12 protein-coding genes and 1 tRNA gene are annotated in these 11,814 nt (G+C 65.2%); 6 read left to right on the top strand and 7 right to left on the bottom strand.

Annotated elements, in window-relative coordinates:
• Nucleotides 1-24: 24 nt before the first annotated feature.
• A complete protein-coding gene (locus tag JST30_02340; GenBank protein MBS1713156.1) occupies nucleotides 25-1,707 on the bottom strand; it encodes a hypothetical protein in 1,683 nt (560 codons plus the stop codon).
• The gene (locus JST30_02335) at nucleotides 1,679-2,431 is read right to left on the bottom strand and encodes an ABC transporter ATP-binding protein (protein ID MBS1713155.1); all 753 of its coding nucleotides are present in this window, start codon (nucleotides 2,429-2,431) and stop codon (nucleotides 1,679-1,681) included. The genes JST30_02340 and JST30_02335 overlap by 29 nt, the downstream gene beginning before the upstream one ends.
• A 51-nt stretch (nucleotides 2,432-2,482) precedes the next feature.
• On the opposite strand from JST30_02335, the gene JST30_02330 reads away from it, so the two are divergent.
• The 5 genes from JST30_02330 to JST30_02310 all read left to right on the top strand — a co-directional run bounded on the left by JST30_02330 (nucleotide 2,483) and on the right by JST30_02310 (nucleotide 7,063).
• The gene (locus JST30_02330) at nucleotides 2,483-3,430 is read left to right on the top strand and encodes a MoxR family ATPase (GenBank protein MBS1713154.1); all 948 of its coding nucleotides are present in this window, start codon (nucleotides 2,483-2,485) and stop codon (nucleotides 3,428-3,430) included.
• Complete coding sequence (locus JST30_02325; GenBank protein ID MBS1713153.1) at nucleotides 3,427-4,419, top strand: glycosyltransferase; 993 nt, start codon at nucleotides 3,427-3,429, stop codon at nucleotides 4,417-4,419. The genes JST30_02330 and JST30_02325 overlap by 4 nt, the downstream gene beginning before the upstream one ends.
• Before the next feature lie 171 nt (nucleotides 4,420-4,590).
• On the top strand, nucleotides 4,591-5,619 hold the full coding sequence (locus tag JST30_02320; protein MBS1713152.1) for a succinylglutamate desuccinylase/aspartoacylase family protein: 1,029 nt from the start codon (nucleotides 4,591-4,593) through the stop codon (nucleotides 5,617-5,619).
• 2 nt (nucleotides 5,620-5,621) lie between these two features.
• On the top strand, nucleotides 5,622-6,449 hold the full coding sequence (locus tag JST30_02315; protein MBS1713151.1) for a hypothetical protein: 828 nt from the start codon (nucleotides 5,622-5,624) through the stop codon (nucleotides 6,447-6,449).
• Nucleotides 6,446-7,063, top strand: coding sequence for a redoxin domain-containing protein (locus tag JST30_02310; GenBank protein ID MBS1713150.1), 618 nt, complete (start codon nucleotides 6,446-6,448; stop codon nucleotides 7,061-7,063). The genes JST30_02315 and JST30_02310 overlap by 4 nt, the downstream gene beginning before the upstream one ends.
• 79 nt (nucleotides 7,064-7,142) lie before the next feature.
• Here the strand turns inward: JST30_02310 and JST30_02305 are convergent, their stop codons facing one another.
• From JST30_02305 to JST30_02285, 5 genes are all read right to left on the bottom strand, one after another.
• Entirely contained in the window at nucleotides 7,143-7,745 is a 603-nt protein-coding gene (locus tag JST30_02305) for a redoxin domain-containing protein (GenBank protein ID MBS1713149.1), read from the bottom strand.
• 84 nt (nucleotides 7,746-7,829) lie between these two features.
• Nucleotides 7,830-8,435, bottom strand: coding sequence for a superoxide dismutase (locus tag JST30_02300; GenBank protein MBS1713148.1), 606 nt, complete (start codon nucleotides 8,433-8,435; stop codon nucleotides 7,830-7,832).
• Between the two features lie 111 nt (nucleotides 8,436-8,546).
• The gene (locus JST30_02295; protein ID MBS1713147.1) at nucleotides 8,547-9,233 is read right to left on the bottom strand and encodes a hypothetical protein; all 687 of its coding nucleotides are present in this window, start codon (nucleotides 9,231-9,233) and stop codon (nucleotides 8,547-8,549) included.
• Nucleotides 9,234-9,631: 398 nt separating this feature from the next.
• Complete coding sequence (locus JST30_02290; GenBank protein MBS1713146.1) at nucleotides 9,632-11,149, bottom strand: aldehyde dehydrogenase family protein; 1,518 nt, start codon at nucleotides 11,147-11,149, stop codon at nucleotides 9,632-9,634.
• 30 nt (nucleotides 11,150-11,179) lie between these two features.
• Nucleotides 11,180-11,274 (bottom strand) — tRNA-Sec (locus JST30_02285).
• A 113-nt stretch (nucleotides 11,275-11,387) separates the two neighbouring features.
• On the opposite strand from JST30_02285, the gene JST30_02280 reads away from it, so the two are divergent.
• A complete protein-coding gene (locus tag JST30_02280; protein ID MBS1713145.1) occupies nucleotides 11,388-11,810 on the top strand; it encodes an OsmC family protein in 423 nt (140 codons plus the stop codon).
• The last annotated feature ends 4 nt before the right edge of the window (nucleotides 11,811-11,814 follow it).

Genomic DNA, 11,814 nt, shown 5'->3' with positions numbered 1-11,814 from the left:
TCTACCGCCCGCTCTGGTTCCGGCCTATTCGGACGGGTTGAACGTCTCGTAGACCCGGCCCGCCAGCCAGGCGACGAGCACGGTCGCGCCGAGGGCCAAGACGGCTGCGGGCAGTGCGGCGAGCGGTAAAGGGGTCTTGAAGGCCACAAGCGCCGAGAACACGGCGATGCTGGGGCCGCTGGCCGCGACCATGCCCAAGAGCGTCGCCAGCCCCCGGAACCCGCGCTGGGTCGGATCCTCGATGTCCGGAAGCAACACGACGAACAGCAACGACACCGCGCTAAGGGCTAGCGTCAACGGAGGGAACACGATGAGCCCTGCGATCGCCGCAGGCGCCATGCTCGACCGTACGAACGGGGTCACGATCAGCCCTCCCAGCGCCGCTACGATCGGCGGCGCGGCTTTGGAGACGACCTCGACAAGGACGACCCTCATCGACGAGAACGGCAGCGGCTTGAGAAGGTCGATACGCCTTAAGCTCTCGATGAAGCCGGCCTGGGACTGCCCTAGGGCAGGGCCGATCATGATCGCCGCCTCCATGACCAGCAGCAAGACGCCGGCCGTCCGAGGCCGTCTGTCCATGAGGGTGCAGGCCAGCCCGGCCATCAAGAGGCTGAGGGCCAGGTTGAAGACGAACATCCAGACCCCCGACCGGCGGAAGACCAAGAGCTCCTTCCAGAGCATCGCGAGCGGCCCGCGGACGGTCAGGCGTTGGAACCATCCCCATTTGCCGGCCTTGAGCTTGCCGGACTGGGCCCGGAGGGACGCCATCGCGAACATGCCCCCGCCCGATCGCGCCGCGGCCCGGATGCCCTCCGTGACCTGGGCTTTCATCGCGGCTTGCTCGTACATCCAATCCGTGCTCCGAGTGGCCAGCCAGGCTCCAAGGACCATGAAACCGATCAGGACGCTGGCCCCGACGAAGGCTCCGGTCGGATCGCCCGTAAACGCGGACATCGTGATCCAAGTCGCGGCCGTCGCAAGTGGGAAGACCGTCCGCAACCAGGCCTGCTGAGCGATCGGGACGAGCCCGTCCGGTAGGTACACGTTCCGGGCTTGAAGGTTGACGATCAGTGCAGGGACCAAGACCAGGGCCACGCAACCCCATGTCAGCAGTGTCCGCAGCCGGTCCGTCCGATCGTCCGGCCGGCTCATGGCCAACGACAGTCCGTGTCCCAGCCACACGAACGCGATCGCGGACATGAAGTAAGCGATCATCCCCACCCGGAACACTGAGTTGGCGGATTCCGGGTGCTGCACTCCGGTGAACAGCCCCGTCCATCCGATCTTGACGGGGCGATAGAAGACGAGGGCCAGGACAAGCGGCAAGACGGTCTGGATCCAGACGTCCCTCAAGACTCGGAATACGACCACGGACTTCGGGCTGACCGGGGTGGGGAAGAGGACGTCGACGTCGGCCGAACGGTACGTGCCCGTGTATCCGAACAGCGTGAAAGTGGAAAGGGCGGAAACGACGGCGAACAAGGCGAAGACGACCGCGTCGATGACGGCTACGGGCGGAAACGGCAGCTTAGGAAAGGTCGTGGGCAGGTCGTCGAACGTGGTGGGGTTGAACGCGACGCGTGGGACCCACCAAAGCTGGCTGACGACGAAGAACAGGACGCCGATCGTACGGACCGGGGTCGAGAACGCCCTTCTGACCCCGTTGACGATCGACCTAACGTACAGGAACAGTAGAGGTCGCAGCGTCCGCCTCCTCGGTCAACGACAAAAAGACCTGCTCGAGGTCGGCTCCCTCCATGTGGCTGGACGCCCTGAGCTCGTCCAACGTGCCTTCGGCCACGATCGCCCCCTTGGCCATGATGACGACCCGGTCGCACAACCGCTCGGCCGTGTCGAGGAGGTGGGTCGAGACCAAGATCGCGCCACCGTTCGCACGGATGCCGCCTAACTCCCTCTTGAACTCGGCGACGCCCGCCGGGTCGATGCCGATCATCGGTTCGTCGAAGAGGAAGACCTCGGCGTTGTGGACCATCGCGCAGGCTACGGCCAGCTTCTGCCGCATCCCCTTGCTCAACGTCGCGACGAGGTCACGGCGCTTCGATGCCAGGTCGTAGCGCTCCAGGAGCTCGTCCCGAAGTTGATCGTAACGCTCCATCGTGTCGTAGCACATCGCGACGAACTTCAAGTGTTCGTCAACGGTCAACAACTCATAAAGGCTAGGGACTTCGGGGACGTAGGCGAGCTTGGACTTCGCAGGCGCTTGCTCCCGCACGATGTCCGCTCCCGACACCAAGATCCGGCCCTCCGTCGGCCTCAAAATCCCCGCACAGCACCGAAGCAACGTGGTCTTGCCCGCTCCGTTCGGCCCGAGCAGGCCGACGATCTCGCCAGGTCGGGCCGAGAAGGACACACCTTTGACGGCCCTGAACTTCCGGTAGTCCTTGACCAGGTTTTCGATCTGGAGCATGCGCGTGTTCCGATTTGTACCACCCTCGCCCGTCAGAGGTAGGATCGGCACATGAACCTGGTCGAAGCGATGGGCCGCGTCAAGGCTGAAATGGCCAAGGCCGTCGTCGGTCAGGACGAGGTCGTCGAACAGGTCCTGGCCGCGGTCCTCGCTGACGGGCACGTACTCCTCGAGAGCGTCCCGGGTCTCGGGAAGACGCTGCTCGTCCGGTCGCTGGCGAAAGCCCTCGACCTTGACTTCGCCCGAATCCAGTTCACACCGGACCTGATGCCGACCGACGTTATCGGCACCGAAGTCTTCGATCAGCGCGACGTCGACTTCAAGCTCCGGCGCGGACCCGTCTTCACGTCCGTCCTCCTTGCAGACGAGATCAACCGGACGCCGCCGAAGACCCAATCGGCCCTCCTGGAAGCGATGGAAGAGCGACATGCGACGATCGGCGGCGTCCGTCACGAACTTCCGTGGCCCTTCTTGGTCTTCGCGACTCAGAACCCGATCGAACTGGAAGGCACCTACCCCCTGCCCGAGGCCCAGCAAGACCGCTTCTTGCTGAAGATCGTGCTCGGATACCAGCCTGCCGAGGCTGAAAAAGACGTCTTCCGCCGGTTCCATGGCGGTTTCCGGTCGCAGAGGTTGGAGGATGCCGGGATCGAAGCCGTCTTGTCGCCCGAGACTCTCAGGGAGCTCAGGGGACAAGTCGGGGCGGTCACGGTCGAGGACAAGGTCTTCGACTACATCTACGGGATCGTTTCCGCCACTCGGGACCACCCGGACCTCCTCTACGGAGCCTCGCCGCGCGCCGGACTGGCCCTGCTTTCGTGCAGCAAAGCCATCGCGGCCCTTCGAGGAAGGGACTTCGTGATCCCCGACGACGTCAAGGAACTGGCCGTCCCTGTCCTCAGACACCGCGTCCTTCTACGGCCGGAAGCTGAGATCGAAGGCGTCACGGTCGATATGGTCACCTCGTCCATGCTCGAACAGCAAGTCGTCCCCCGATGAGGGTGTTGATCCTCAGACGCCGGCACTTCGGCTCGGCGAAGACGCTTCTTGACGCCCTCGCCTTGGCTCTGGACGACGAAGGCGTCGAGGCGGTCGTCGACGACGCCGAGGGGTGGATCCCGGACCAGACCGGCTTCTCCGTCGACAAGGACGTCACCAAAGCCGTCAAGAGGGCGGCCCAGGGCTTCGACGTCGTCCACGCCTGGGGCTATCGCGCCGCGTGGGCGTGCTCGGAAGCTTTCTATGTCCGCTCCCCTTGGCTGTACACGGCGTACGACATGCCGAAGACGCTTCACAGCGACCTCATCGACCGCTTGAACGCCGCCCATCGAGGCGTCTGCAGCTCGCCGACGATCAAGGCGGAACTGGACCGGGCCGACGCGCTCAACTTAGAGACCGTCGTCCCCGGAGTCCCCGTGCCGCCAGGGCCCCTGCCCGATCGCGATACGGCACGGGCGAACCTCGGTGTCCGGGAAGACGCAGCGCTCGTCCTGGCCTTGGGCCGCTTCGATCGGGACAAGGGCTACCCTGAGCTCGTCGAGGCGTTCCAAGACGTCCGACGGGAGGCTCCGGAGGCCCGTTTGCTCGTTTCGGGAGCCGGGCCCTTCCCGCCGCCCTTGCACCAGGACGGGGTCGATATCCGCGGCCCGCTTTCGGACGTCTGGGAAGCCTATGCTGCCGCCGACCTCGTCGTCGTTCCCGACCGGAGGTGCGGCTTCAGCCTCGTGGCGGCCGAGGCGATGTGGAGCGGGGTCCCGGTCTTGTTGCGCAACGAGGCCGGGCTCCAGGACATGGCCGAGTCCGGTGCCAACGCGTTCTTTTTCGACTCCGACGCCGACCTTGCGGACCAGGTCAGGGCGGCCCTCGATATGGCCATGACCCGGGAGACCGTCGCCCGGTCGGGCCGCCTGAGGGCCGAGGCCCGGTTCAAATTCAGCCGCTATGTCCGGGACATGGCCCACGTTTATAAGGAACTCGGGGGGCCTTGAGTCCCTGGTCGACTAGCAGGTCTGAGCGGCGTGCGTCTAGAATCGAAGAGCGGAAGTCACCAAGGAAGGTGGTAACGGAGGACGGAGCACGGACGCTCCTCCCGCCATTTTCCCTTTCGGCCCTGGTTCCGCAATCCCTCTCGAGTCCCGCTTTCGTCCTTAACGAGAGCCATGCCTGAGCCGAACGGTCCCCTCGTCTTTAACGGCGTCCAGGTACAGCCCTCCAAAACGGCCAGGATCGAGATCCCTTTTTCGACGCTGTCCCTCGGGACGCAGTTTTCGATCCCCGTCACGGTCGTCAACGGAAAATACGCCGGCCCGAAGCTCGTTCTGAGCGCAGCCCTCCATGGTGACGAACTCAACGGGATCGAGATCGTGCGAAGGGTGCTCGACGACACCGATCCCCGCTCCTTGCGCGGCACGGTGATCGCCGTGCCCGTCGTCAACGTCTTCGGCTATCTGATGCAGTCCCGGTACCTGCCCGACCGTCGGGACCTGAACCGCTCGTTCCCTGGCTCTAAGTCCGGATCCCTCGCCTCGCAGCTCGCAAACCTCTTCCTCACGAAGATCGTCGGCCGGGCCGATTTCGGCATCGACCTTCACACCGGATCAGGCGGAAGGACGAACGCGCCCCAGATCCGCTGCAACCTCCAAGACCCCAAGACCCGTGCCGCCGCCCTTGAATTCGGGGCACCGATCATCGTCCAGGCTCGCGAAAGGGCGAACTCTCTCCGGGCCGTGGCGGCGTCCCGTGGGCTTCCCATGCTCCTGTTCGAAGGCGGGGAAGCCCTCCGCTTCGACCAGGCCGCCATCCGGGTGGGCAGCCAAGGGATCCTCAGGGTCATGACGTACCTGGGCATGAAGGCCGGGCACAACGATCCGCCGCCCAAGAAGCCGTTCGTCGCCGAAGGGTCTTCGTGGCTCCGGACCGCTCGGGGAGGCGTCTTTCACGCGACGGCCTATCCGGGCGACCTTGTCAAGAAGGGTGAAACCCTCGGCATGACGACCGATATCTATGGCCGCTCCAGGAGCAAGACCGTCGCACCCTACGACGGCATGATCATCGGCATGGCCTGCAACCCCTTGGTCAGCCGGGGAGACGGTGTCCTTCACATCGCGCGCCGGGAGCCCCGCGAGCCCCGTGAGGCGCGTACAGACGTCGCAGAACCGGGAGGCGCTTCGATCCGTCTACGCAGGTGACGATGTCGCCCGTCCTGCTTGCCTTTTCCGCGTTGCCGCCGGCCGATCCCTGCCGGGTCGAAGCGTGGGCAGGTTCGAAGACCTACCGACCTGGAAACCCCGTGACCGTGGCCGTCCGTCTGACCCCGGATAAGGGATGGCACACCTATTGGGTCAATCCGGGTGACAGCGGTTCGCCCCCCGCCCTAGACTGGAAGCTGCCGCGAGGCTGGTCTGCGGCCGCCGTGCGCTTTCCCGTCCCGAAGAGGATCCCGACGGGAGAGGGGCTGTTTTCGTTCGGTTACGAAGCCCCGAACGTCTTGCTCCAACGATTGACGCCGCCTGTGACGGCCGGTAAGGAACCTTCTGAACTCACGGTGACAGTCTCCTGGGTCGCCTGTCGCGAGGAGTGCGTCGCCGGTTCGTCGACCCTCAAGATCACGTTGCGCCCCGGCGGCGGGGAACGGGACCCGGTGGCCTCCGAGGTCATCGAGGCCGCCGAAAAGCGGATGCCGTCCGCCCTCCCCAAGATCGGGCTCCGATCGTTCAGGAGCGGTGGACGCATCCGCTTGGACGTGACCGGTCCCGTCCCCTGGACGGCGGACGTGGCGCGTTCGTACTTCTTTCCGGCGGACAAGGACGCGCTCGACCACTCGGACGGTCAAGGCGTCGCCGTCTCAGGTCGGCTTTTGAGCTTGACGCTCAAGCCGTCGACGTTCGGTTCGGCACCTCCTCACAGGCTCCGGGGAGTCTTGGCCGTCCCCGATTCTTATCTTTTTCTAAAGAAAACCCCCGGGCTGGTGATCGATGTGCCGATCGAAGCGTCAAAGCTGACGGAAGTGTCGCGATGAAAACAGCAACGGTGCTCTCGCTTTCGGCGGTCTTTCTAGCCGCCATCGCCGTCGACGCCCAAGTTTCGGCTCCGCAAATGGCCGCTCCTGGGACGGACGCCCCGGCTTTTTCTTTGCCGGATGCGGACGGTCAGGCCCGCTCGCTCACGGATTTTAAGGGCAAGTACGTCGTCCTTGAATGGACGAACAAGGACTGCCCGTACGTGGTCCGGCACTATCGCAGCGGCAACATGCAAGCGACCCAGAAGAAGGCGACGGGCATGGGTGCGGTGTGGCTCACGGTCGTTTCGTCCGCCCCGGGCAAGCAGGGCCACCTGACCGGGCCTCAGGCCAAAGCCCATTCTTCCGAAGTCGGATCGAACGCTACCGCCTGCCTTTTGGATCCCGACGGTAAGGTCGGACGGGCCTATGGCGCCCGCAACACGCCGCAGATCGTGGTCATCGACCCCCAAGGCAGAGTCGTATACCACGGGGCCATCGACGACCAACCGAACCCGAGGGGCGCGACGTCCCCGCCGAAGAACTTCGCCCTTCTCGCCTTGGAAGAGTCGATGGCGGGACGGACGGTCACGACCTCCTCGACCCGGCCCTACGGCTGTAACGTCAAGTACTGAGCTCGGGTGGCTCCGCTGACGTCGAACGGCCGCCTGAGCGGGCTCAGGCGGCCGTCGCGTCGTCGGTCCTTACGTCCCGTCAGCCGCCGATCGGGCAACCGTAGGCTTCGGTGCTCGGGCGCGTGACCATCTTGCCGGACATGGATTCCTCGAGGGCGGTCATCACGTAGTTGTGGGCCCTATCGAGCGAGTCCGCGTCCAACGAGCGCGATTTGTCGTCGAACGCCCCTTGGTAAATGATCTTCCCAGCCTTGTCGATGACCACGGCCGTCGGCGCGAATTTCACGCCGTACATCTTGGCCACCGCACCGTCGCTGTCCCACAACATGTAGCTCGGGGTGGAGCCGGCGGTCCTGTAGTGGTCTTTGGCCTGGTCCATGGTCATGTACCCGCCCGCCGTCATCGGGGTCGAGTCGATGACGAGCCAGACGACGCCTTTGTCCATGGCGTCCTTTTGGACGCCCTGCATCTTCTTCGCGTCGTACCATTTCTTCACGTAGTCGCAATCCTTGTTCGTCCATTCGAGGACGACGTACTTTCCGAGGAAAGAGGAGAGTTGGACGTCGTTCCCCATCGCGTCTTTGAGCTTAAAGCCCGGCGCGCTCAGGGGCGGCGAGGTGGTCTGGGCGAACGCGGCCACGGCCGTCAGGACGCTGAGGGCGGTCAAGGTGAAAGTGCGCATCGTTTTCATAAACGCCTCCGCCATCCACGACGCCCCCCGCCTCCTGCGGTCGGAATCCGTAAGAAGTTTTTGACGCGGCCTAGGTCACTTGGCCAGGCGGCGGTCCACGGCGTCCCAGTCGACGACCTGCAGGAACGCCTCGATGTACTTCATGCGCGCCGTCTGGAAGTCCAAGTAGTAAGCGTGCTCGTAAACGTCCATCGCGAGGAGCACCTTATGGTTCCAGGCGGGGAAGGTGTCCTGCGAGTCGCCGATGTAGTTGAAGACGCGTCCTTCGGCCAGGTCATAGCCCAAGAACGCCCAACCGCGGCCCGCCATCCCGGTGGACTTCCAGTCCGAGACCCAGGCGTCGAAACTTCCATAGGCGTCCGTGATCAGTCCGGCCACGTCGCCGACAGCCGGCCCGCCCTGACCTCCGATCGTCTCGAAGTACACGTTGTGGTTGATGTAGCCGCCGTAGGCGAAGGCGTAGTTGACCTTGAGCGCCCGCATCTGGCTGTAGATCTGATTGGCCTTGGACGGATCGGTGTCCATCTCGGCCAAGGCCTTGCGGATCTCGTTGGTCTTGTTGGCGTAGCCTTTCCACAGTGTGAGGTGGTTGTCGTGGGTGGCGCGGCTGATGCCCGCGCTCTCGGTCGTGTAGACCTTGTCCGGGATCGACTCGGGAACGGCGACAAGCTTGACGTCCATAGAGACATTCTAACCCCGTAGGCTCACCGGCCCGGACCTCCGCCACTTTTGCGGCCGGGCTCGGGCCCGACCGGCCCGCTCGTTTGACACCGGTCCGGTCTGACGTTGCGTTTACGCCGCCACAGTCCCAGCCGGTCCGACCCATACGGGTTCGAGTGGCAAAAGGGGCGTCGTCTGGCCCGTCGCGGCCAAAACGAACCGGTAGGCGGGAACGACCCACCCTCGCTGAGCCGCGACACGGACGTCTTGGCCGCCCTGTCCGAACGCCACGAACCCCTGGCTCCGGAACTTTTGAGGATCGGTACGGGAGATCGACAGCCTCACAGGCTGGGTCAGCAGTTCGGTCGACACGCCTGGCAGGTTGCCACGGTCAGAGGTGAACACGAGGCCGCCGGGCTCCGCGCCGACCGTGACACGCACGGCGTCGCCGCCGAAAGGCGTCGACGGCGGCGTCCGGGGAAGTTCGGCTTCCCGGTCGAGCTGGAGGATCTTCAGCGCCAACGTTCGATAGGCGTTCGTCGCGTTGACCGGGACGGTCCGCCTTTCCGACCACGCGTTTTCGGCGAGCTGTCGGGCATAGGCGAGCCAGGCACGGTGCTCTTCGGGAGTCAGTTGGCTGAAGGTCGCTGCGGCCCGCTGCATCGCGAGCCTCATCGCCATCTGCGCGGCGGTCTTGGGATCCGACGGAGTCGTCCTCACCCGCAGCACCTGCCGCCCGTCCCTTTGGCGTACGAACACGCACGGCCCGCTCGTCCCGCTCAATCCCCCGACGGCCACAGTTCCTTCGATCCTTGGCATCTATCGTGGTTATCGGTGCATCGCACCGCTACAACAGGCTTGTACCGTCCTTTCGCCCGCTTTTCGCCCACAACCCACCTTCACCTCGAGGTGACGGCAAGGTGACGGCGGGGTGACGGGAAGGTGAGGGGAACAGCGTGTTCCAGCCTTGTCGTCTCGACGTTCGCACCGAGCCCTCGGATCCTCAAGTTCGGACCATCGCCGCTTCGCAAGGGCCGACGACAGGACAGGTGCCGCTAGGTTCCGGCGCGTCCGGATCCCCTCTCCCTTTCTTGTCCCAGGTGCGGCAGAGAGAAGGGGGCAGGAGGTCAGGGGCTTCCGGACCTTCTGGCCGGGCGCCGGCCCCGGTTTCCTTGCTCCTTCCACAACCGGCGCAGGTGCACGTTTGGACGAGACGTTTAGACGTCGAACCGGATGCCCTGGGCCAGTGCCGGCCGGTCCGTGCCGAAGTACGTCGTGCTCGTCTGTCGTCGCATATAAGCCTTCCACGCGTCCGAACCGGATTCACGGCCGCCGCCCGTCTCTTTTTCGCCCCCGAAAGCGCCGCCGATCTCGGCGCCGCTCGTGCCGATGTTGACGTTGGCGATGCCGCAGTCGCTATGACGTTTGAAGTATTCGGCCTCGCGGACGTCGGTCGTCATGATCGCCGAGCTGAGGCCCTGCGGAACGGCGTTGTGGGTTTCGAGGGCGTCGGCGAGGACGTCGTAAGGCATGACGTAGGTCAACGGCGCGAAGGTCTCCTCGCAGACGCTCTCGACCTGTCTTTCCAGCTTGACGAGGGCGGGCCGGACATAGACGCCTCCGCTTCCGACGGAGACCCGGTCCCCGCCTACGACTTCGAGCGCGTGCGGGCGGGCGGCCTCGATCGCGCGCTGCATGTTCGTGTACGCGGCTTCGTCGATCAGCGGGCCGACGAGGGTGGAGGCTTCGAGCGGGTCGCCGACTTTGGTGTCACCGATCTGGCCGACGGCCGACTTCAGGGTGTCGAAGACTTTGTCGAAGAGGCTGCGGTGGACGAGGACGCGGCGGGTGCTGGTACACCTTTGGCCCGCCGTGCCCACGGAGCCGAACAAGATGGAGGGGACGGCGACGGCAAGATCGGCGCTCGGGGTGACGATGATGGCGTTGTTGCCGCCCAGTTCGAGCAGGGCTTTGCCGAATCGGGCCGCGACCCTTTGGCCGACCGCGCGTCCCATCCGCGTGGAACCGGTCGCGCTGATGAGGGGCAGTCGGGGATCGTCGACGAGGGCCTCGCCTTGTGTGACGGTGCCGATCACCACTTGACTAAGGCCTTCCGGGGCTTCGGGGAACTCGGCGGCGACCTCTTCGAAGAGGGCCTGGCAGGCCAAGGCGGTCAGGGGCGTCTTCTCGGACGGCTTCCAGACGCACGGGTCGCCGCAGACGAGGGCGAGGGCCGCGTTCCAGGACCAGACCGCGACGGGGAAGTTGAACGCGCTGATGATGCCGACAGGGCCGAGCGGGAGCCAGTTCTCCTGCATGACGTGGTCGGGACGCTCACTGGCGATGGTCAGGCCATGGAGCTGGCGGCTCAGGCCGACGGCAAAGTCGCAGATATCGATCATCTCCTGGACCTCGCCCCGGCCTTCTTCCAGGATTTTCCCGCACTCGATGGTGACGAGCCTGGCGAGTTCTTCTTTCCGCTCGCGGAGTTTGACCCCGAGCCGACGGACCAGTTCGCCACGGCGGGGGGCGGGGACGTCGCGCCAAGCCTTGAACGCGACGACGGCTTTGGCGACTTTGTCGCGGACGTCGTCGGCCGAGTCGGCTCGAAGACGGGCCAGCTCGGAACCGTCGATGGGGGACCGGACGGTCAGATCGTCCCCTTGGTACCGGGCCAGGTCAGGGATCAGGGCGGAGACGGCCTCTTGGAACGACGGCGCGAGGGTCGGACTCATGCCGACAGTGTATCGCCCTGCGGGAGGCTCTGGCGGGAGCGTGTAGGAATCGAACCCACCCGGCGCCTTGTGGACGCCACAACGGTTTTGAAGACCGCGGGGCACACCAGCACCCATGCGCTCCCAGTCGCGAGGTCCTTTGTACCCGCTTCGGCGGACGGCACCGGAACCCTCTGGGAAACTGAGGGCTTCAAGGGGACGAAAGCGGGCCTCGGGGGCCCGTGGAGTACACCGCACGATGAGAATGCGTTTGGATTGGAAGGGCGCCATGGTCTTCGAAGCCGCGCCGCCGAGCGGCGTCCGGTTCACGATGGACGGTTACCACGACGAGCCGGGACAAGCGGCCGGACCGACGCCGATGGAGGCGTTGATGGCGGCGACGGCGGCCTGCACGGGCATGGACGTCGTGTCCATTTTGGAGAAGCAGCGGCAGAAGGTCACGTCGTACAGGCTCGAGGCGGAAGGGGAGCGTCCGGCCGAGGGCGTCTATCCGAGAGGGTTCCTGACCGTCACCGTCCGACACTTCCTGAAGGGGGAAGGGCTCGATCCGGACAAGGTCGCCCGGGCCGTCCAGTTGAGCGACGAAAAGTACTGCGCCGTGGCCGACAGCCTCCGACGGGAGGTCGCCGTCCACAGCGAGTGGATCATCGAAGAGGGCTAGCGCC

Source organism: Armatimonadota bacterium (assembly GCA_018268395.1).
Lineage (GTDB): Bacteria > Armatimonadota > Fimbriimonadia > Fimbriimonadales > Fimbriimonadaceae > JAEURO01.
Note: the sequence above shows the minus strand (reverse complement) of the source record. Positions and strands in the feature narration are given on the sequence as shown.